This is a genomic window from Paraburkholderia silviterrae (genome assembly GCF_004353915.1).
GTDB classification, from domain to species: Bacteria; Pseudomonadota; Gammaproteobacteria; order Burkholderiales; family Burkholderiaceae; genus Paraburkholderia; species Paraburkholderia silviterrae.
In genome coordinates this window covers 44,300-64,825 of the sequence record NZ_SMRP01000027.1, presented here as the reverse complement: position 1 = coordinate 64,825, position 20,526 = coordinate 44,300, and the positions used below count along the sequence as shown (strand labels likewise).

Below are 20,526 nucleotides of genomic sequence, written 5' to 3'. Positions count from 1 at the left end.
GCCGACAATGACGACTGAAGCCAGTGCTGATCCGCCAGATTACATGACGCGGGACGAGGCATTGGCCGCGCTCGGTATCAAAGCGCCCACCTTGTATGCGTACGTCAGCAGGGGGCAAATCGAGAGCAGGCCAATTGCAGGCTCGCGTGCAAAGTTGTTTTCCCGCCGGGATATCGAGCTATTGCGGAGTCGTTCAGATGCGCGATCAGGTTTCGCGCCGCGCGGCCAGACTTCGATGAAGTGGGGCGAGCCGATTATCACCACTGCGGTGACGGAACTTACGCAGGACGCTCCAAAATATCGCGGGCGCGACGCAATCGAGCTCTCGCGCAGTGGATGCACGTTTGAGGCAGTGAGCCAGCTCTTATGGTCTGGTGAGATGCCGGACGAGCGTCTGGTATGGAACTATCATGCTCCCACGCTGAAGATCGACCGGTTGGTTGAATCATTGGGCATTGCGACGCCTCCGGAAGATGTGCTCAAGCTGTTTTCGATTGTGGTGCTCGCATTGGGCCTGCCTCAGGTCGGGCTGGACGAACCGCGAGAAGGCGACGCATCGTTCGCCCCTCGGCAAATTCTGCAGGTCCTGAGTGGGTGTTGCGGATACTTGTCTGCGGCGGGGCGTTTTGTCGAGCCAGAAGCGGGCGAGTCGATCGCCAGAATCGTCTGTCGCGCGTCTGGCGTCTCGCAGTTGGATCGAGTGGCGGCATTCGTGAACGCCGCACTAATCATTTGCGCTGATTTCGAACTCACGCCCGGGGCATTTGGGGCCCGGGTTGCGGCATCGGCAGGCGCGGATATCTTCGCCTCTGTTGGCGCTGGAATTTGCGCGCATTCGGGTGTGTTGACGGGGCGTGGCGCAGATATGGCGGAAGATCTTCTCATGCACGCGGGCGAACTTTCCCTTCAGAGTGAATCCGTCACGTGGCGCAAGCACGGACGCAAGTTGTTTGGATTCAATCACACGCTGTTTCCGAAAGGTGATCCGCGCGCGCTCGCACTGATCGATTTGGCGAAGCAGGCCGATCCGGCGTCCCCTGCCACCAGAAAGGCGCTAGCGTTTCTGAAAAATGCGATTGACCAATATGAGGCGTATCCCGGGTTGGCGGTGGGTCTCGTTGTCTTTTGCGCGGCACTCGGTCTCCCACGAAAATCCGCGAGTGCGTTATGGGCCATCGGTCGGACCGCCGGGCATATCGCGCATATTCTCGAACAGCGAGCCGATGGTTCGGTTCTCCGGCCACGAGCGCGATACGAAGGCAAGAGCAATTGAAGCTTGCGATTTGCTGGAATCCGATCCTGCGTCTCCATGAACTACCCCGTATCCAGGGAATACCCTGCAGCAGCACAAAAGAATATGAATTCAGTTTCAATTTTGTGCTTCGGTTGCTATAGTGTGTCCATGAAGGATCGAGCGGGATGGAGATGATGGAAGTCGAACAGGTCGCCCGGCCGCGGGCAGGCGCAAAGCGCAGCAAGACGGAGGCGGCCATCAAGGACGCAGCGCGGCGGGTGTTTGCGCGCGACGGATTCGTGAATGCCAAGATCGGCGACATCGCCGAGGAGGCTGGCAAGGCCATCGGCTCTTTTTACCAGTACTTCAAGAACAAGGAAGAGCTGCTGCTCGCACTCGCGGACGAGTTTCGGATCGCTCTGCGTGACAATATCCGCCCTCCTGGCGGCATCGACGAAGATCCGTTCGAGAATCTTCGCGAGATGCTGCTCTCTTTCTGGCAGGTTTATCGTCAACATGGGGTAGTTGCCGTCGCCGTTTTCCAGGCGTCGATGGTGAACGACTCGTTCGCATCGATCTGGCGTGAGATTCGCGCAGAAGGCATTCGTGTCAGCAGTACGCGTATTCGCCTCGCGCAGCGGCTTGGCTATTGCACCGGTGTCGACCCCGAGATCGCCGGCTCCAGCTTGTGTTCGATGATCGAGTTCACCTGTTACAACTGGGTTGTGGCCAACGGCGATCTCGAAATGCTTGGACGGGAAGTGAGCGACGAAGTGCTCACCGACACCTTGACGAAGATGGTTGTCGGCGCCATCCGTTGGCAGGAACACCCCTCGACTTAAAGCCCAGGTTTACAAAAAATAGGGAGATGCCGCCCAGGCAGGGCGGAGTTCGCCTGTACGCTGCGCTTGCGTGCGGTACAGAAAGACATTTTTGGAGGCAGCAATCGTGATTCAAATAAATAGTAGTGCTGATCAGGTATTCGATCTTCCCCACTGCGAGCGCATGCTCGACCCACAGCCAGTTTATAAAGAGCTCGTGGCCAGAGGGCCTGTCGTACGTGCGCGCAATGCCGTTGGCGCGGAAGTCTACCTGGTCACGCACTGGGCCGAGGGCCTGGCCGCATTGAATGATCCCCGTATCGCGAAGGGCGCGCAGCACATGCAGCTTGCTCTCGCGAAGACCGGAAAGAGCGGACCAAGTTCAGGATTCCCAATTTCTGGTGCGAAAGCGGGCAATCTGCTTAATACGGACGCGCCAGAACATACCCGTTTGCGCTCGCTCGTGAATCTCGCGTTTTCACCACGCCGGCTCGAAGTGCTTCGCGCGATGATCGAAAGTCGGGTCGACGAACTGATCGACGCGATGCGCGGCCGTGACGCCGCTGACCTGATTACCGATTTCGCGTATCCGGTCGGCATCACGGTCATCTGCACGATGCTGGGCGTGCCCGAGGAGCGTCGGAATGATTTTCGGCAGTGGGCGGCATGGGCCATGACGCCGGGTCACAGTGAACAGGAGCGGGGCATAACTCTGCTCCAGGACTACCTTGCTGCCCTGATCGAGAGCAAGCGGGCGAGCATCCCACCGGGTGCGGCGCCCGACGAGCAACCGGACCTGCTTTCGGCCATGATCGCCGCGCGCAACGAAAAGGATGCGCTGAGCGACGACGAACTCCGAAGCATGGCGTACCTGCTGCTCATCGCGGGTCACGAGACGACCGTCGGACTGATCGGCAACACGCTGCTCCATCTCCTGCGCAACCCGGACCAAATGGCGTTGCTGCGTGCGGACGCGGCGCTTGTGAAGCAGGCCGTCGAGGAGACACTGCGCTATGACGGCTCCGTCCATCGAACGACGTTCCGCGTCACCATCGACGATGTCACGATTGGCGGCACGACGATCCCGCGCGGGAGCTTCGTCCAGGTCCTTATCGCTGCGTTGAATCGCGATCCCGCACGATTCGAGGATCCGGATCGCTTTGATATCACCCGCTCGATCAAGCAGCACGTCGCGTTCGGCTTCGGCCCGCACTTCTGTCTTGGCTCCCACCTCGCGCGTATGGAAACGCAGACAGCGGTCGGACGTCTCGTGAAGGCATTCCCGCAACTCACGCTTGCATGCGAGCCCGAAGATATTCCCTGGGTGAGCACGGTGATTCGCGGCGCGCAGTCGATGCCCGTTAGCCTCGGTGGCCCAACGTCGCTTCCCGACACGCAATAAAGGAGTGGCGATGCAAGCGTACTTCAACCTCGTCGGCGGCCTGAGCGCGAGCGCGCGTGACTTCTACGACGTGAAAAATCCCGCCACGCTTGACGTTGTGGCGCAGGCACCGATCTCGACTGTCGATGCCCTTGATGATGCCGTTGCCGCAGCCAACGCCGCAGCACGTGGCACGTGGGCCACGGACCTGCCGGCACGCAAAGCGATGCTGGCGCAATGCGCGAACAGAATCGAAAGCTGCAGCGAAGAACTGGCGAACATTCTCAGTCTGGAGCAAGGCAAGCCATTGGCCGCGGCCAGGGGGGAAATCGCTATCGCGGTGCGGCTGATCAGGTACTACGCGCAGAAGGACGAGGACAAGGAAACGTTGCGTCGCCGCGCTTCCGGGTATGTCGATGTGGTGCGCGCACCCATTGGCACGGTCGGATTGATCGTGCCGTGGAACTACCCCATCACGATCCTGATGATGAAGCTCGCCCCGGCGCTTTGGGCCGGGAATACGGTGGTGATCAAACCCGCCCCCTCAACTCCGCTGACGACATTGAAGCTTTGCGCACAGCTTGCCGACATCCTGCCCGGCGGCGTCGTCAATACGGTCACTGGCGGTGGCGAAATTGGCCAGGCCTTGGTTGAGCACGCCGGTATCCGTAAGGTATCCTTTACAGGTTCGACGCCTACCGGGATCCGTGTGATGACCAGCGCCGCACCCATGCTAAAGCGTTTGACGCTGGAACTTGGAGGCAATGACGCTGGGATCGTCTGCCACGATGCGGATGTCGCTGCGATCGCCCCGCGGATCTTCGCAAATGCGTTCACGAATGCCGGGCAGCTTTGCTGCGCCATCAAGCGGCTGTACGTTCATCGCAGCATCTTCGATCCGATGGTCGAGAAGCTGACCGAGATTGCCAGCAATTGGCGCGTTGGGCCCGGGCTTCATCCCGAAACCCAGATGGGGCCGCTGAACAATGCAGCCCAGCGCGATCACGTTCGTGCGCTGCTCGATGACGCCCTCGCGCATGGCGGGACGATTCATGCTGGCGGGGACTCGCTCGATGGTTACGCGGGCTACTTCCTGAAGCCTGCGATTGTATCGGGCGTCAGCGACGCGAGCCGCCTCGTGAAGGAGGAGCAATTCGGACCGGCGCTGCCTGTTCTGCCATTCGACACCGTCGACGAAGCCATCGAACGGGCCAACGCTTCGGAGTTTGGCCTTGGGGGTTCAGTCTGGTCCAGCGACGTCACCGCCGCTGCTGAAGCGGCGGCGCGGCTGGAGGCGGTCAACCTTTACGTGAACCAGCATGCCGTACCGCCCGACCCGGAACTGCCTTTCGGCGGAATGAAGGCCAGCGGCTTTGGATATGAACTGGGCGAATGGGGCTGCGACGACTTCAGCATTCGCAAGGTTCTCAATGTAAACATGGAGGTGGCGTGATGCGGACAATGCGTGCCGCCTTGCTCGAGTCACCGGGCAGCCCGCTCAGGATCGTCGACGATGTGCAAATCGACGATCCTCGCGAGGGCGAGGTCCTTGTCCGGATTCGTCATTGTGGAGTCTGCCACTCGGACCTGGGCATCGTCGATGGAGCCATGCCGTATCCGTTGCCAGCCATTCTCGGACACGAAGCCGCTGGGACCGTAGAAGCCCTCGGGTCCGGCGTGGACGACTTGAAGATTGGCGATCGCGTTGTACTGTCGATGAGACCGCCCTGCGGCCGGTGCGAATTCTGCCTGCGCGATCAACCCGTGCTGTGCCAGGCCGCGCAGAGTCCCGCAACCTCGGCCACGCCCGGTGCCTCGCGATTAACGCGCAACGGCGCAAGTATCACCCAGGGATTGCGCCTGGGCGCGTTTGCCGAGTATGCGTTGGTCGAGCGGGCGGGTGTCGTGCTGGTGCCGGACGGCGTCCCACTGAGTGAAGCCGCTGTAGTTGGGTGCGCGGTGCAGACGGGACTGGGTTCGGTGTTCAACATTGCGCAGGTGAGTCCCGGGAAAACGGCGGCTGTTATTGGATTGGGCGGGATTGGTCTCTCCACGGTCCAGGGATTGGTACTCGCGGGTGTGAAGACGCTCGTCGGCATCGATCCGCACGGGGCGCGGCGTGACAAGGGCGTGACGATGGGTGTCACTGCCGCATTCGACAGCGCCGGCGAAACCTTGATAACCGATGCATTGGCCTCTGTGGGAGGCGAGGGCTTCGACTACGTCTTCGACGGTGTTTGCGCGGCTACGACCATGGAGATGGCCGCGAAGCTGGTCAAGAGAGGCGGGCAAATCGTCCTGATCGGTGTGGCGAAGGGTGGAACGGCCATCGCCGTGCCGGCCCTGGACGTTGTGCTCAAGCAGCTCAGTATTAAGGGATCCTTTCTAGGGAACTGCCACCCGCAACGCGACATGACCCGATATCTCGACCTGTGCTGCACGCATGGCCTCGACCTGAAAAGCCTCGTTACGAGGGAGCGCCCGTTGGAAGAGATCAACGAAGCGTTTGAGGATATGCGCAACGGCGTGGGCATTCGTACCGTATTGAGTATCTAGCAAGGTGAGACGATGAATCTGTGTCTGACGTCCTCAGTGACGAGGGCGGCTCAAATCAACCCCGACGGTCTCGCGATTGCCGGCCCCGGCGCACTGTCCTGGAAGGCATTCGCCGGACGGGTGCATCGGGTAGCGGGTGCTTTGCCAGCGTTTGACGTCCATCCCGGCGATCGTATAGCGCTGCTCTCGCTCAATCGGCCCGAATTTCTGGAGGCGCAGTATGCGATCTGGGCAGCGGGTGCCGTGCTGGTGCCGATCAACCATCGTCTTGCAGCGTCCGAAATCGTAGATATCCTTAACGATGCGCAAGTGAGTTGTCTCGCGTTCGATGGGGACCATGCAGACATTGCGCTCGACATTGCAAAGTCCGTAGCAAGCCTCCGAATGTTGATTTCGCTGGAGGCGGCCGAGGCGACGACAGAAGCCATTTCGTCCGTCCCGGTCGTAGCGCTTGCGACGTTACGCCAGATTGAACCGGCGAGAATGCTGCCTCTGAACAGCGATGAGTCGACCGCCGCGATCTTCTATACCGGAGGAACGACAGGCCGGCCGAAGGGGGTCATGCTTTCGCATAAGTCATTCGCTGTGCAGGCACTGGTGATGGCCAGCGCGCTTCAGTTTCAGGCCGATAGCGTCTATCTGCATGCGACACCGATGTTCCATCTCGCCGACTTCGGCATTGGTCTGGCATTGACGGTCGCCGCCGGTGCGCACGCGTTCTTGCCGCGTTTTGGGCCGGCTCTGGCCATCGAGCGAATCGCGGAAGTGGGCGTTACCGAAGTCAATCTCGTGCCGACGATGCTCGCGACCATGCTGGATCAGCTCAGCGTCGACCAGACCTCGGTGTTGATGAATATTCGAACCGTCGCCTATGGTGGATCGTCGATCGCAGCGCCGCTTTTGCAGCGGCTGATGCAGGCCATGCCGAAAGCGCGATTCAGGCAGTTCTATGGCATGACGGAGCTTTGCGGTGCCTGCTCGACGCTGCCGCCCGAACGCCACGTGCTGGACGGCCCGCTTGCCGGCAAGCTCCGCAGCGCGGGCCAGGCATTGCCGATGACGGAGGTGGAGGTCAGGGGCGCGGACGGATTGCCACTCAAAGACGGTGAGCCCGGTGAAATCGTCGTGCGTGGTCCGCAAATGATGCAAGGGTATTGGCGAAATGCCACCGCGACAGAAGCGGTACTTCGCAATGGATGGCTCTATACCGGCGACGTTGGTTCGATCGATGGCGATGGCTTTGTGACGATCGTCGATCGAATCAAGGACATGATCGTCACTGGCGGAGAAAACGTCTATTCCGTCGAAGTCGAGAGTGCGCTTTCGAGTCATCCCTGTGTGGCAGCGTGTGCGGTCATTGGTCTCCCGGATCCCAAATGGGGAGAGCGCATCCACGCGGTCGTGGTCAGGCGTCCCGGCACAGCGCTCACAGAGGCGGAGCTCGATGAACACTGCCGGACGCGTATCGCGGGATACAAGCGGCCTCGCAGTTATGAGATTCGCGAGGCGGGGCTCCCCCTGAGCGGCGCGGGAAAAATCCGCAAGGCTCAGCTAAGGGAGGAGGCGCTAGCGAAGTAGCGGCGCCACTGCGGTACCACTCACCGATTTTAATCTGCTGTGCCTTGCTGTGCTGCAAGGCGCAGGGAGTGCCCTCGCCATGAAAACCGGCAGTTAGACCAGACGCTTCGTCGCCGGCGCCGCCACACCATAGACAGGTGGCGAACGCCACGGCTGCTCTTACACCTTCAACGCTGAATACGTGCCTGCCATGCAGGGCACGGGGGAGACTTTTACTCTCATGACACACGACGCTTATATTTTCGACGCAGTGCGCTCACCACGCGGACGTGGCAAGAAAGACGGGGGGCTTCACACGCTGTCACCCGTCGAGCTTGCCAGTGAATTACTGAAAGCCATTCCGGCACGCAACCCGGGCTTCGACAGCAAGAAAGTTGAGGATGTGATTTTCGGTTGCGCGGAGGCCGTAAACGATCAGGGCGCGAATCTCGCGCGGTCGGCGGCACTGTACGCCGGCTACGACGATTCGGTCGCGGGCAGTACCGTCGCACGATTCTGCGGCTCCGGTCTCGAAGCATTGAATATTGCTGCCTCCAAGGTCATGGCGGGACAAGGCGATCTATTCGTGGCAGGCGGCATTGAAATGATGTCGCTCGTCCCGATGCTCGCAACGGGCGGCCCCACAGTGAGCGATACATTCTTCAACGACAGGTCATGGGCCACGCCGCAAGGCGTGTCGGCCGATCTGATCGCTACTCTCGAGGGCTTTAGTCGCGAAGACGTCGATGCATGGGCGGCACAATCGCACCAGCGCGCGGCGAAGGCCGTTTCGGACGGGGCATTCAGCCGCTCGATCGTACCGGTTCACGATAGCAACGGAACGCTGATGCTCGATCACGACGAGCTCATCCGCCGGGAAACGTCCATCGAAAGTCTGTCTAAGCTCAAGCCGTCCTTTGAGCGCGCAGCCGATGCAGGCTACGACATCACCATCCGCCGCCGCTATCCGCAACTCGACCGCCTGCTCCACGTTCATCATGCAGGCAATTCTTCGGGTATCGCGGACGGTGCCTCGGCGGTCGTAATCGGCAACCTGGCCTGCGCGCAATCCATGGGTATCCGGCCGCGAGCCAGGATTCGAGCGATCGCACAGGTCGGCATTGAGCCCTGCATCATGCTGACCGGCCCTGTAGAAGCCAGCCGACGCGCGCTGGCGCGATGCGGGCTGGACTTTCAGGACGTCGATCTATTCGAGGTCAACGAGGCATTCGCTTCGGTCGTCCTTTACTTCAACAAACACACGGGCGTCGCCCCGGAGAAGGTCAACGTGAATGGCGGCGCCATCGCGCTGGGTCATCCGATTGGCGCCACGGGCGGCATGCTCGTCGGCACGCTGGTCGACGAACTGGAGCGTCGCGATGCGCGCATTGGCGTCGCCACCATGTGCACGGGCCTCGGCATGGCGGTCGCAACGGTAATCGAAAGAATCTGATCGAGGGCGCAAACATGATTGAAGTTTCACTGGACCCGAACACTGGCATTGCGACCTTGACGTGGGACGTCGCGGGCTTGCCGGTCAACGTCAAGAATCGCGCCGCGATCGCGGCTTTCGTTGATGCAGTCGACGCCGTCATCAATGACGACAACGTAAAGGGCGTCATCGTGGCGTCCGCAAAGAAGGACTTTATTTCCGGCGGCGACCTGGACGAGTTGCGGGCCGCTCGAACGCCGGATGCCGCGCTGGAACTGGTCAAGGCCATTGGTGCTTGCCTGCGCCGGCTGGAGACGTGCGCAAAGCCGGTCGTTGCAGCGATCAACGGCTCGGCCATTGGCGGCGGTCTCGAGGTCGCGCTGGCCTGCCATCACCGCATTGCCGCCGATAACGAAGCGACCCGTATCGGTCTGCCCGAAGTCACGCTTGGCCTGATGCCTGGCGCGGGTGGAACGCAGCGACTTGCGCGTCTCATCGGTATCGCGCAGGCGGCTCCGCTCATGCTTGAAGGCAAGCTCTTAAAGGTTCGCGACGCCGCCGCGCTCGGCATCATCGACGAAGTGGTCCCCGCCGCCGACCTTCTGGGCGCCGCAAAGGCATGGCTGCTTGCGGCCCCCAATGCAACGCAGCCGTGGGATCGTGACGGATATGCCGTGCCGGGCAACGATCCGCAATCGATGAAGGGCCGCCTGTTCTTCATGGGTGCCTGGCCCAAGCTTCGCCGCAAGACGTCGCCTGACGACCCCGCGGCTGGTGCGATCCTGCAGGCGCTGCATCACGGCGTCGAGCGAGGGATCGACGCGGGTCTGAAGATCGAAGCGCGCCTTTTCGCGGGCGTTGCTTCGTCGAATGTCGCAAGGAACAAGATCAACACGTTGTTCTACGGCGTGAATTCCGCGCGGCGATTGAAGGCGCGCCCGGCGGGCATCCCATCGTTCAAGCCGAAACGCGTGGGCGTGATTGGCGCGGGACTCATGGGGGGCGGCATCGCGCATACTGCAGCGCGCGCCGGGCTCGAAGTTGTCCTCATCGATGCCACACAGGAACGCGCCGACGCGGGTCTTGCGGCAATCAGGAAGAACCTCGCAAAGGCGCTGGAACGCGGGCACGTTACAGAAAAGGACATGGTGTCTATCCTCGCACGGATCGAGTCCGCTGCTGACTTCGGACGGCTCGCCGGCGTAGACGCCATTATCGAGGCAGTCGTGGAGCGCGAAGACGTCAAGGCGGACGTCACGCGACGCGCCATGGCAGCCGCGCCGGGCGTGCTGTTCGCGTCGAACACATCGACGCTGCCGATTACGACGCTCGCGAATCTCAGTCCTGTTCCCGGGAACTTCGTCGGGATGCACTTCTTTGCACCGGTCGACCGCATGCCGCTGCTGGAAATCGTGCGCGGCGAGCCGACTTCCGACGCGGCTGTCGCGAAGGCTTTGGACCTTTGCAAGATCCTTGGGAAGACACCGATCGTGGTGCGCGACGGCCGCGGTTTTTATACCAGTCGCGTCGTTGGCGCATACACACGAGAGGCGCTGCTGCTGCTCGCAGAAGGGGTGCCGCCGCAGGTCGTCGATAACGTAGCGATCAATGCGGGTATGCCCATCGGCCCTCTGGCAATGGCGGATCAGACGTCTTTGGACCTCCTGCTCGACATCATCGGCAGCCTTGCAGGCGAAAGCAAAAAGCAGGAGCCGTTCGTTCGTGCGCTTCACGTCCTCGATCGGTTGTCTTCGCACCTCGAGCGTCGCGGCCGCAAGGTGAATGCGGGCATTTACGACTACGCGCCCAATGGCGACAAGACGGCCTGGGCAGGTCTCGCGAAAGAATTCCCCGCTACGTCGTCGTTGCCTGGCGAAACGGACATCGAAAACCGGCTGCTTCACATTCAGGCGCTGGAAAGCATCCGGGCGATGGACGAGGGCATCTTCGAAGATCCGGCCGACGCCGATGTCGCGTCCGTCCTGGGGTGGTCGTTCCCGTCGAGCCGCGGCGGAGTTTTGTCTCACGTCGACGGCGTTGGCACTGCGGAGTTCGTTCGTCAGTGTGACGAATTGGCAGTGCGCTATGGCGACCGATTCAGGCCTCCCCAGAGCCTGAGGGAAATGGCTGAAAAGGGCCTGCGCTTTTGTGACCGGACCGGGAATGCCCATGGCTAAGCTATCCAGCGCAGAGCTTCAGTCAATCGCCGACCGGGTCTTTCCACCGCTCGTGCAGTCCTTGAAGCTGCGTGTCGAGACGGTGGACGAAGACTCAATCGTGGTTCGGATGCCTGTTTCCGCGCACGTCGCTCGTCCTGATGGCGTGATCTCGGGGCAAGCCATTTGTGCATTGGCGGATACCGTGATGGTGCTCGCCATTGCCAGTCACCTCGGTGAATTTTGCCCGGTCGCGACCGTCGATTTCCACGTGAACTTTCTCGGCGCCATTCGGGACGAAGACGCGATTGCGACCGTGAAGATCGATCGCATTGGGGCTAGCCTCGCGTTCGTTTCCGTGATGGTCTCGTCAGTGAATAACAGTGGGAAGATCGCCGCGAAGGCGAGCGCCACGTTCGCAATGCCTCGCGAGAGGCAAGGCAAGGAGAGGGCAGCATGAGTTTGCGTTCAACCAAGGTTGCGATCGCCGGCGCGGGCATCGGCGGCTTGACGGCCGCGATAGCCCTGCGCCAGCGCGGGTGCGAGGTTGTCGTCGTTGAGCAGGCGCCCCAACTCGGCGAGGTCGGTGCCGGAGTCCAGATGAGCCCTAACGCGGTCAAGGTGCTACGGGCGATCGGCGTCGAGCCGTTGATTCGCGATCTGGCTTGCGAACCGCTGGCATTTACGGGGCGAGACTGGAGAAGCGGGCGCGTGCTTTACCGAACGCCCATCAAGGGAACGTATGAGCGCCTCTATGGCGCTGGCTACTATCACGTGCATCGCGCCGACTTGCACCACGCGCTGACTGAACGGCTTGGCGATGCGGACTTGCGGCTGGGCCAACGCGTCGCCGGGATAGAGCAGGACCAGCACGCCGCAAGCCTGAAGCTCGAAAGCGGCGAAACGATCGAGGCCGATGTGATCATCGGTGCCGACGGCATTCATTCCGCCATTCGGCGGAGCATTCTCGGCGACGAAAAGCCCCGTTTTACCGGGAACATTTGCTGGCGGGGCATGGTGCCCGTCGATGCGCTGCCGAAGGGCCATGTGGAGCTTGCATCCTCGAACTGGTTGGGACCGAAGGGCCATGTGGTGCACTACTACGTCAAGGGTGGCGCCATGGTGAACTTCGTTGCGGTCTATGAAACCGATCAGTGGACCGAAGAATCGTGGTCCACGCCGAGTTCGGTCGATGAAATCCTCAAAACGTACGCTGGCTGGAATCAGGAGCTTCTGACGACGTTCAGCAAGGCGGAGGGCTGTTTCAAGTGGGCGTTATACGACCGCGATCCGCTGGGTCGCTGGTCGCAGGGGCGAGTCACGCTCCTCGGGGACGCTGCGCATCCGATGCTGCCGTTCCTCGCGCAGGGTGCGGCGATGGCGATCGAGGACGGTTACGAGCTCGCCGGCACAATCGGTTCTGTGCACGCCGGAGCGGGTATTGAAGCGGCGTTGGTGGCGTACGAGCGCCAGCGAATTCCGCGCACGAGCCGCGTGCAACTGGGTGCCCGCGCGCGGGGCGCCACCATGCATTTGCGTTCACCGTGGGCCCGGATGAAGCGGAACTTCGGCTTCATGCTGCAAGGCCTGCGCACGCCGGAATCGACGACGCATCGCGCCGAGTGGATCTTCGGCTACGACGCAACAACACGTTAGGTCTTTCAGGCGGGACGGCGGGCATCGGCGACAGTCCGCTTTTTATGATGCAAGGCGCGTGGTCGGCCCAGCTTCCCGGCCGGGTTGCCGGACGTGCCGTCCCGAGCACATGTTTGAGGTTGCGATGAGTACGATTGATGTACGTGTAGAGAAAAAGATCGTCGAGGCCGACGGCATCGTCAGTCTTGAGTTGCATGCGGCAGGCGACGCGCCGCTCCCGGCGTTCGCCGCAGGCGCACATGTCGACATTCATTTGCCCAATGGATTGGTACGCCCGTATTCGCTTTGCAATGCGCCGCACGATAGCGGGCGGTACGTGATTGCCGTATTGCGTGAGCCGAATTCGCGTGGGGGTTCACTTGCCGTTCATGAAACGGTGCAAGTGGGCGACGTCCTGTCGATCAGCATGCCGAAGAATCATTTCCCGCTAGTGGCTGCGCACCGTTCGATCCTGATCGGGGGTGGCATCGGCATCACGCCACTTCTTTCGATGGCGCAGACACTGCACGCGTCCGGATCCGCCTTCGAGCTGCACTATTGCGCGCGCGCGCAATCGCGCACGGCATTCCGTGAGCACCTTTTGGGGAGTCCATTCGCGAGGAACGTCAGGTTTTACTTCGACGAACGGGGCGACGCCATCGATATGGCCGAGGTTCTGGCTGCGCCGGCGCAAGAAACACATCTCTACGTCTGCGGGCCCGCAGGGTTCATCGAGTTCGTCACGGCTTCGGCGAAACGTCTCGGATGGCCGGACGGCAACGTTCATTTTGAGTTCTTCGCAGCACCGGAGAACCCGGGTGAACAAGTCAACACCGCCTTTGAGATCGAAATTGCAAGCAAGTCGATTCGACTGACGGTGCCCGAAGACCGCAGCGTGGCAGATGTGCTGCTCGACAATGGCATCGATATTCCGGTGTCGTGCTCGCAAGGCGTTTGCGGGACTTGTTTGACACAGGTGCTGTCCGGAACGCCCGAGCACCGGGACATGTATCTCACAGATGAAGAGAAGGCGCGTAATGACCAGTTTCTGCCGTGCTGCTCCAGGGCGCTGAGCAGGGTGCTGGTGCTGGATCTTTGATCTTGAGACGCAAGCGCTTCTTCAATTCGAGGCGAGTGTCTGAAGCATCAATATTCCCGGCGACAGATCCCTGGCCGTGCTGGCGCGGTGTGTGTCCATTGCCGCAAAAATCGACGTGCGATCGCGCGCGGCCAGGCTCGCAATCAATTGATCGTGTTCTTTCACGGTTTGCAGCCGTGCGCCCGTGTCGGACATCGTGGTTGCGATGAAGCTGTCGGCCATCGTCCACAGACGCTTGACCTCCTCGAGGATGATCTTGTACGGCGACAGCGCATAGATCGACAAGTGGAACTCGCGGTTCAGGCGGACCAGCGGCGTCCAGTCCGCCGAAGCGGCGATCGCGCGCATCTGGTCATTGAGCGCCTGCAATTGCGCGATGTACACGTCGTCGGGCCACTGCACCGACGCCAGTAGCTCGTTTTCCAGCAACTGAAGAATGCGCATGATCTGCGCCAGTTCGTCCGGCGCGCGCTTCGCAACGAAGTAGCCCGAGTTGGGACGGTGCACCAGCAAGCCTTGATCGGCAAGCAGGTTCAGCGCCTCGCGCAGCGGAACCCGGCTGACCCCAAGCTCCTCGGCCATCTCTTGCTGGCGGATCTGTTCGCCGGGCATGAGTGCGCCCGACATGACCTTCCCGCGCAAATGCTGCAGTGCCCGCTCCATCGCCTTGGCCTTCTGGACCGGTTCTGACATGAGACGCCTCCTTGCTCGCTGCTGGTTTTTCGTCAGTATAGTCGATCGTCATACAGGATTGAATTCAATCCTGGGAGTATCACCGATGGAATCCAAATTTGAATTCAATAAAGTGTGAGGCATTCGACGGCTGCCGTGAGCGGCTTCATTTCCTGACATTGCAACGGAGATCTCCATGCGTCGCAGCTTTCTTCGCACACTCACCGCGCTGATGGGCACGACCGCGCTAAGTCTCGGCGTGATGGCCGCGGCACAGGCGCAACAGCCGATCAAGATTGGCCTGCTGCTGACCTACTCCGGCGCGTCCGGCATGACGGGGCAGGTGGCCGACAACGTCATCAAGCTCTTTCAACAGGAGAACGGCACCACAGTCGGCGGCAGGCAGATCGAGCTCGTGAAGCGCGACACCACCGGCCCTAACCCGGAAGTGGTCAAGCGCGTCGCACAGGAGCTCATCGTGCGCGACAAGGTCGACATGCTGATCGGTCCTGACTTCACGCCGAACGTTCTTGTGGCGGCGCCACTCGTCACGGAAGCGAAGGTTCCGACGTTCATCACGGGTGCCGCGACGCAGGGCATTGTCGAGCGCTCGCCGTACTACGTGCGCACTTTCTATTCGATTCCACAGTCCGTGCGGCCCATCGCACAATGGGCGTACCAGAACGGCGTGAAAAGCGCATTCGTCGTGGTCGCGGACTTCGGGCCGGGCCACGACACCGAGGCCACGTTCAACCAGACATTCACGGCGCTCGGCGGAAAGATCGCCGGCACGGTGCGGGTGCCGTTGCGCAGCCCGGAATTCTCGAGCTACATGCAGCGCATCAAGGACGCGAAACCCGATGCGGTGTTCGCTTTCTTCCCGGTCGGCGAGTTGGTGCCTCAGTTCCTCAAGGCCTACGCCGACTCGGGCCTCAAGAACAGCAACATCAAGCTGATCGGCACAGGGGACATGAGCGACGAAAGCGTGGTCGATGCCGCAGGCGACGCGGCGCTCGGCATCGTGACGGCAGGGGTGTATTCCACCGCGCACGACTCCGCGCTCGACAAGCAGTTCGTGACGGACTACGCGAGCCGGTTCGGCAAGACGCCGCGCGTCACTGCCTCGGGTGTGGCGGTGTGGGATGCGATGCGGCTCATTTACGAAGGGCTCGCCGCACAGGGCAATGCCCCCTTCGACGCCGACAAATTCATGGCCTTCGTGAAGGGCCGCTCGATTGAAAGTCCGCGCGGACCGATCGTCATCGACAAGCGCACCGGCGATATCGTCCAGAACGTCTACATCCGCCGCGTCCAGAAGCGCGACGGCGTGCTGCAGAACGTCGAGATCGAGACCTTCAATGACGTACCGGCCAGGTGAGCGGTCGTGAACGATCAACGACATTTTCATCTTCGGGAACGGTCATGACGACTCTCGCGACGCTGCTGTTCAATGGGCTGTCCTATGGCGTGCTGCTGTTCATCATCTCCGTCGGCCTGTCCGTCACGATGGGGCTGATGCAGTTCGTGAATCTTGCACAGGTCAGCCTCTCGATGCTCGGCGGCTATGTAATGGTCAGCGCGATGGATGGGCTGGGCATGCCGTTCCTCGCGAGTCTGCCGCTCGCGTTCGTCGCCGTCGGCGTGTTCTCGGTCGCGCTCGAACGACTGGTGCTGCGCCACTTCTACGACGCCGGCGATTTGACTCAGGTGCTGTTGACGCTCGGTCTCGTCTTCATGTCGATCTCCTCGGTGGCGTTCATCTGGGGACCGTCGTTCCGGCCGGTCACGGTGCCGCCCTGGCTCAGCGGCCAGGCACAGCTGCTCGGTGTCGGCCTCGAGCGCTACCGCATCTTTCTGCTCGCGTCGGGCGTGCTGATTGCCGTGACGATGGTTCTCGGGATCGAGCGCACGAGGTTCGGCGCGATGGTGCGAGCGTGCGTCGACAGCCGCCGCGCCGCGTCCGCTTGCGGCATGAACACCGGCACCGTGTTCGCATTGACGTTTGCGCTCGGTGGTGGGCTGGCCGGCCTCGGCGGCGCGCTGTCCGCGAATCTGCTGAGTCTCGATCCCAACTTCCCGTTGCGCTACCTGGTCTACGTGCTGATCGTCGTGTCGGTTGGCGGTATGGGCAGTATCTTCGGCACCCTGTTTGCGGCGGTGCTCATCGGCGTGGCCGACGTCTTCGGCAAGTACTACCTGCCCGAAGCTGGCGGTGCGCTCATCTATGTCCTGACCGTGCTCGTCCTGATGGGGCGGCCGCAGGGCCTGCTCGGCAAGAAGGCTTGATATGACGCGACTCTTTCGTTCACTTCGTTCGATGCTTACCCGAAGGGATCTCCAGCGCGATCGGGGCAGCGCGGCGAGCATCGGCGCGGCTCATCGCGCCGCCGTTCGATACTTCCATTCACGGGCCCGCGTGAGCCGCTGGGAATGGGCGTTCTGGCTGGCCTGGATTGCGCTGTTTTTCGTCCCTGAAAGTAATCTCGTGCTGCTGACGCAGATTCTGGTCTGGGGCCTGTTCGCGCTTTCGCTCGATTTGCTGCTCGGCTACCGCGGCATCGCCTCGCTTGGCCAGGCGGCTTTCTTCGGGATCGGCGCCTACACCGCGGGCTTTCTCGGCAAGTACGGCTGGACCGAGCCGATCAGCGGTCTAATCGTTGCTGGCGCAACGGCTGGCCTCGTCGGACTCGCGACCGGCCATATCGTGCGCAAGCTGCATGGCGTCGGCCTGCTGATGGTCACACTGGGCCTGAACATGATCCTGTTCGACTTCGTCGAGCGCTCGACGAGCCTCACTGGCGGCGACGACGGCTTGCAAGGCATCGATATCGCCCCCGTGTTCGGCGTGTTCCGGTTCGACATGGTGGGGCGCACCGCGTACCTGTATACATTCTTCGTTGTGCTGCTGTGTTTTCTGGGTGTGCGCGCGCTCGTCAAATCGCCATTCGGGTTGTCGTTGCTGGGCGCGCGCGAGAACTCGCGACGCATGGTCATGCTGGGTACGCCGATCGAACGCGACGTCACCGTCGTGTTCGGGATGTCGGCAATGCTGGCCGGGATAGCGGGCGCATTGCTCACACAGACCAGCCAGTTCGTGTCGCCCGAAGTGCTGGCGTTCACGCGCTCGGCAGATGTCCTCGTGATGCTCGTGATTGGTGGCGCCGCGGTTCTGTATGGGGGCTTCATCGGTGCGGCCGTATTCATTTTGCTGCGCGATCAGCTGGCAGCGTTCAATCCGATCTACTGGTACTTCTGGATCGGCCTGCTGCTCGTGCTGATCGTGGCGATGTTTCGCAAGGGCATTCTGCCCACGCTCGCCGGGCGTTTTGCGCAATGGTGGGGGGCTCGCGCATGAATCACGACATCGTGCTGCAGACGCGCGATCTGAAAATGTCGTTCGGCGGCTTGAAGATCTTCGAACACCTGAATTTTTCGATGCGTCGCGGCGAGCGTCATGCGGTCATCGGCCCGAACGGCGCAGGCAAGAGCACCTTTGTCAATCTCATGACGGGCTTGCTCAAGCCAACCGGTGGGCAACTCCTGCTCGACGGCCGCGACGTGACTGCGGCCACGCCTCAGCAGCGTGTGCGCCATGGTCTCGTGCGCACCTTTCAGATCAACACCTTGTTCCCGACGCTCAATCCGCTGGAGTCCGTAGTGCTCGCGCTGTGCCAGCGCGAGGGGCAGGCGCGTCCGTCGTGGCGCTCGGTGAGCCGGATGACGAAGCAGATCGATGAAGCGTCGGCGCTGCTCGACCGGTTCGGCTTGCTGGACGCGGCGCTCGCCCCGACGCAGACGTTGTCGTATGGCGAGCAACGCTTGCTCGAGGTGGTGCTCGCGTTCGCGATGCGGCCGCGCGTGCTGTTGCTCGACGAGCCGGCGGCCGGGTTGTCCACCGCGCAAGGCGTCGCGTTGTTCGATCAGCTCTCGAGCCTGGCGGGCGAGACGACGATCCTCTTCATCGAGCACGACATGCATCTGGTGTTTCGCTATGCCGATCGCGTCTCGGTGTTCGCGGGCGGCGACGTGATCGCTCAGGGCACGCCCGACGAAGTGCGCGCAAACGAGCGTGTAAGGAAGGCGTACCTTGGAAACTAGACTGAACGAGATCGCGCTTGCCGTGCCGGCGGGCGCCAGCGGCGCGAGCGCGCCGGTCGTCGGGCGGCGCGAGCCTGTGGCCTCGACGGCCGACACGCTCCTCGAACTGCGCGGCTTGTGCGCGGGTTATGGATCGGCTCGCGTGCTCCACGATATCGATTTGTCGGTGCGGCGCGGCGAAACCCTGGTCGTCATCGGGCGCAACGGCGTCGGCAAGACCACGCTGATCGAAACCATCATCGGGCTCACGACGCACCATGCCGGAGAGATCGGGTTCGACGGCAAGCGCGTCGACGGCTTGCCTGCTCATCGGCGCAATCGCGCGGGCATCGCCTGGGTGCCACAGGAGCGGGAGGTTTTCCGGTCGCTGAGCGTCGAGGAGAACCTGAGCGTCGCACGTCGAATGGGACCATGGGACATGGCACGCGTGTATGCGCTGTTTCCGCGGCTCAAGGAGCGCCGGCGCCACTATGCGAGCCAGCTCTCCGGCGGTGAGCAGCAAATGCTCGCGCTAGGCCGCGCGCTGATGACCAACCCATCGCTGCTGCTGCTCGACGAGCCGGTCGAAGGACTGGCTCCGCTGATCGTGCAAGAGATGCTCGACGCGATTGACCGCATGCGGATCGAAACCGGCATGACGATCGTGATGGTCGAGCAGAAATACGATCTCGCGCTGGCCCATTCGGAACGCTGCGCGGTGATCGATCACGGCAGCGTCGTACACAGCGGCGCGAGCGCCGAACTGCTGCACAACCCGGCGCTGATCGACCGCTTGCTTGGCGTTCACGCATGATCTTTCTGGCATCGCCAGGCATGCAGTGGTGATGCAACCTTTCACATCGAGTCCTACCCATGATCATTGTCTTCGGCGGCACAGGTATGTTGGGGCAGCACACGGCCCGCGATCTCATCGACCACGGAGAAACGGTGGTCGTCACCGGGCTGCGGCGCCAGGCGCCGCGGCTTCTGGCCGAAGCGATCGAGCGGGGCCAGGCGTTCGTCGAGTATCTGGACGTGACGGATCCGTATGCGGTGATGAAGGTGGTCGCCACGCACAAGCCGGACGCCATCGTCGACACGTCCGGCTATGCGCCGAAACTGCTGGCGCCCTCGGCCGAGGTGAGGGCGCGCGTCACCGCGCAGCTGAACCTGCTCGAGGCCGCAAAGCTCAATGGCGTCAGGCGGGTGGTGCTCACCAGTTCATCGGATGCGTATTGGGGGCTGGGCGCCGAATCCATGCCGTTGAAAGAGGACATGCCGGTGCCGCTGCAGGAGGACGGCGACAACTACATCGTGCAGTCATGGGCGAAGAAAACGCTCGAAGTGATCGCCAATCTTTATCGCCGCCAGGAGGGCGTGGACATCGTGACCGTGCGATGCAGCGGCATGTTCGGCCCGCTCTATCGCACTTTCCTCAACCTGCCCAGTCGATTGATCAAGGCAGGCCTCTCAGGCACCGCGCCAGACTTCTCGAAGGGCGGCGTGCCTTTCGAGAGCGACGGCTACGATCAGTCGTACGTGAAGGACATTGCGCACGGGATGAGCCTCGTCGTGCGCGCACCGCAATTGAAGCATCACATCTACAACCTCGGCAGCGGGCGCGCAACAACCTATGGCGAGATCGCGCGCGCGGTGGAAAAGGCGATTCCCGGCTTCCAGGTCCAGCTTCGCTCCACGCAGCCGGCTTCGACGCCCGCCGTCGGCCGCGAGATTGGCATGGGTAACTTCTACATGGACATTTCGCGTATTGGCGCTGAACTCGGCTATGCACCGAGATATTCGTTGGAGCGCGCAATCGCAGAGTATGCGAACTGGCTTCGGACTCACGAGGCGTGAAATGCAACATCGGAGCGAGGCATGGTGAGTACGACGCGGCACAGCCCCA

At 61.9% G+C, this 20,526-nt stretch carries 18 protein-coding genes; 17 read left to right on the top strand and 1 reads right to left on the bottom strand.

The genetic code is table 11. The features are described from left to right. Positions 1-7 precede the first annotated feature (7 nt). The 11 genes from EYW47_RS33185 to EYW47_RS33135 all read left to right on the top strand — a co-directional run bounded on the left by EYW47_RS33185 (position 8) and on the right by EYW47_RS33135 (position 13,871). Entirely contained in the window at positions 8-1,273 is a 1,266-nt protein-coding gene (locus tag EYW47_RS33185; RefSeq protein ID WP_165976745.1) for a citrate synthase, read from the top strand. Positions 1,274-1,419: 146 nt separating this feature from the next. Continuing rightward, positions 1,420-2,076: a TetR/AcrR family transcriptional regulator gene (locus EYW47_RS33180; protein ID WP_133199044.1), complete on the top strand. Its 657-nt coding sequence runs from the start codon at positions 1,420-1,422 to the stop codon at positions 2,074-2,076. Positions 2,077-2,239: 163 nt separating this feature from the next. After that, positions 2,240-3,457, top strand: a complete 1,218-nt coding sequence (locus EYW47_RS33175) for a cytochrome P450 family protein (protein WP_133199043.1) — start codon at positions 2,240-2,242, stop codon at positions 3,455-3,457. A gap of 10 nt (positions 3,458-3,467) precedes the next feature. Next, positions 3,468-4,889, top strand: coding sequence for an aldehyde dehydrogenase family protein (locus tag EYW47_RS33170; protein WP_133199042.1), 1,422 nt, complete (start codon positions 3,468-3,470; stop codon positions 4,887-4,889). After that, on the top strand, positions 4,889-5,992 hold the full coding sequence (locus EYW47_RS33165; protein WP_240764023.1) for an alcohol dehydrogenase catalytic domain-containing protein: 1,104 nt from the start codon (positions 4,889-4,891) through the stop codon (positions 5,990-5,992). Before EYW47_RS33170 ends, EYW47_RS33165 begins: the two co-directional genes overlap by 1 nt. Before the next feature lie 12 nt (positions 5,993-6,004). Continuing rightward, the gene (locus tag EYW47_RS33160; protein ID WP_133199040.1) at positions 6,005-7,570 is read left to right on the top strand and encodes a class I adenylate-forming enzyme family protein; all 1,566 of its coding nucleotides are present in this window, start codon (positions 6,005-6,007) and stop codon (positions 7,568-7,570) included. 220 nt (positions 7,571-7,790) lie between these two features. Beyond that, entirely contained in the window at positions 7,791-9,002 is a 1,212-nt protein-coding gene (locus EYW47_RS33155; protein ID WP_133199039.1) for an acetyl-CoA C-acetyltransferase, read from the top strand. Between the two features lie 56 nt (positions 9,003-9,058). Continuing rightward, complete coding sequence (locus tag EYW47_RS33150; RefSeq protein WP_165976743.1) at positions 9,059-11,158, top strand: 3-hydroxyacyl-CoA dehydrogenase NAD-binding domain-containing protein; 2,100 nt, start codon at positions 9,059-9,061, stop codon at positions 11,156-11,158. Then, positions 11,145-11,597 (top strand): PaaI family thioesterase, encoded by a 453-nt coding sequence (locus EYW47_RS33145; protein WP_133199037.1) that lies wholly within the window; start codon positions 11,145-11,147, stop codon positions 11,595-11,597. Before EYW47_RS33150 ends, EYW47_RS33145 begins: the two co-directional genes overlap by 14 nt. Continuing rightward, the gene (locus tag EYW47_RS33140) at positions 11,594-12,793 is read left to right on the top strand and encodes an FAD-dependent monooxygenase (protein ID WP_133199036.1); all 1,200 of its coding nucleotides are present in this window, start codon (positions 11,594-11,596) and stop codon (positions 12,791-12,793) included. Before EYW47_RS33145 ends, EYW47_RS33140 begins: the two co-directional genes overlap by 4 nt. Before the next feature lie 124 nt (positions 12,794-12,917). Continuing rightward, entirely contained in the window at positions 12,918-13,871 is a 954-nt protein-coding gene (locus EYW47_RS33135; RefSeq protein ID WP_133199035.1) for a PDR/VanB family oxidoreductase, read from the top strand. Between the two features lie 21 nt (positions 13,872-13,892). Here the strand turns inward: EYW47_RS33135 and EYW47_RS33130 are convergent, their stop codons facing one another. Next, positions 13,893-14,564 carry a GntR family transcriptional regulator gene (locus EYW47_RS33130; RefSeq protein ID WP_133199034.1) on the bottom strand — a complete coding sequence of 224 codons (672 nt, stop codon included), beginning with the start codon at positions 14,562-14,564 and terminating at the stop codon, positions 13,893-13,895. A 175-nt stretch (positions 14,565-14,739) separates the two neighbouring features. On the opposite strand from EYW47_RS33130, the gene EYW47_RS33125 reads away from it, so the two are divergent. The 6 genes from EYW47_RS33125 to EYW47_RS33100 all read left to right on the top strand — a co-directional run bounded on the left by EYW47_RS33125 (position 14,740) and on the right by EYW47_RS33100 (position 20,477). Further along, on the top strand, positions 14,740-15,921 hold the full coding sequence (locus tag EYW47_RS33125) for an ABC transporter substrate-binding protein (protein ID WP_240764021.1): 1,182 nt from the start codon (positions 14,740-14,742) through the stop codon (positions 15,919-15,921). Positions 15,922-15,965: 44 nt separating this feature from the next. Next, positions 15,966-16,829 (top strand): branched-chain amino acid ABC transporter permease, encoded by an 864-nt coding sequence (locus EYW47_RS33120; protein WP_133199033.1) that lies wholly within the window; start codon positions 15,966-15,968, stop codon positions 16,827-16,829. 130 nt (positions 16,830-16,959) lie between these two features. Beyond that, positions 16,960-17,898: a branched-chain amino acid ABC transporter permease gene (locus EYW47_RS33115; RefSeq protein ID WP_240764020.1), complete on the top strand. Its 939-nt coding sequence runs from the start codon at positions 16,960-16,962 to the stop codon at positions 17,896-17,898. Further along, a complete protein-coding gene (locus tag EYW47_RS33110; RefSeq protein ID WP_133199032.1) occupies positions 17,895-18,641 on the top strand; it encodes an ABC transporter ATP-binding protein in 747 nt (248 codons plus the stop codon). Before EYW47_RS33115 ends, EYW47_RS33110 begins: the two co-directional genes overlap by 4 nt. Further along, positions 18,631-19,434 carry an ABC transporter ATP-binding protein gene (locus EYW47_RS33105; protein ID WP_338117856.1) on the top strand — a complete coding sequence of 268 codons (804 nt, stop codon included), beginning with the start codon at positions 18,631-18,633 and terminating at the stop codon, positions 19,432-19,434. Before EYW47_RS33110 ends, EYW47_RS33105 begins: the two co-directional genes overlap by 11 nt. Before the next feature lie 59 nt (positions 19,435-19,493). Further along, the gene (locus EYW47_RS33100) at positions 19,494-20,477 is read left to right on the top strand and encodes an NAD-dependent epimerase/dehydratase family protein (RefSeq protein ID WP_133199031.1); all 984 of its coding nucleotides are present in this window, start codon (positions 19,494-19,496) and stop codon (positions 20,475-20,477) included. Positions 20,478-20,526 lie beyond the last annotated feature (49 nt).

Bases quoted from the DNA above. Each gene is read 5' to 3' on its own strand.
- EYW47_RS33185 (WP_165976745.1), top strand. From the start codon at position 8: ATGACGACTGAAGCCAGTGCTGATCCGCCAGATTACATGACGCGGGAC.
- EYW47_RS33180 (WP_133199044.1), top strand. From the start codon at position 1,420: ATGGAGATGATGGAAGTCGAACAGGTCGCCCGGCCGCGGGCAGGCGCA.
- EYW47_RS33175 (WP_133199043.1), top strand. From the start codon at position 2,240: ATGCTCGACCCACAGCCAGTTTATAAAGAGCTCGTGGCCAGAGGGCCT.
- EYW47_RS33170 (WP_133199042.1), top strand. From the start codon at position 3,468: ATGCAAGCGTACTTCAACCTCGTCGGCGGCCTGAGCGCGAGCGCGCGT.
- EYW47_RS33165 (WP_240764023.1), top strand. From the start codon at position 4,889: ATGCGGACAATGCGTGCCGCCTTGCTCGAGTCACCGGGCAGCCCGCTC.
- EYW47_RS33160 (WP_133199040.1), top strand. From the start codon at position 6,005: ATGAATCTGTGTCTGACGTCCTCAGTGACGAGGGCGGCTCAAATCAAC.
- EYW47_RS33155 (WP_133199039.1), top strand. From the start codon at position 7,791: ATGACACACGACGCTTATATTTTCGACGCAGTGCGCTCACCACGCGGA.
- EYW47_RS33145 (WP_133199037.1), top strand. From the start codon at position 11,145: ATGCCCATGGCTAAGCTATCCAGCGCAGAGCTTCAGTCAATCGCCGAC.
- EYW47_RS33140 (WP_133199036.1), top strand. From the start codon at position 11,594: ATGAGTTTGCGTTCAACCAAGGTTGCGATCGCCGGCGCGGGCATCGGC.
- EYW47_RS33135 (WP_133199035.1), top strand. From the start codon at position 12,918: ATGAGTACGATTGATGTACGTGTAGAGAAAAAGATCGTCGAGGCCGAC.
- EYW47_RS33130 (WP_133199034.1), bottom strand. From the start codon at position 14,564: ATGTCAGAACCGGTCCAGAAGGCCAAGGCGATGGAGCGGGCACTGCAG.
- EYW47_RS33125 (WP_240764021.1), top strand. From the start codon at position 14,740: ATGCGTCGCAGCTTTCTTCGCACACTCACCGCGCTGATGGGCACGACC.
- EYW47_RS33120 (WP_133199033.1), top strand. From the start codon at position 15,966: ATGACGACTCTCGCGACGCTGCTGTTCAATGGGCTGTCCTATGGCGTG.
- EYW47_RS33110 (WP_133199032.1), top strand. From the start codon at position 17,895: ATGAATCACGACATCGTGCTGCAGACGCGCGATCTGAAAATGTCGTTC.
- EYW47_RS33100 (WP_133199031.1), top strand. From the start codon at position 19,494: ATGATCATTGTCTTCGGCGGCACAGGTATGTTGGGGCAGCACACGGCC.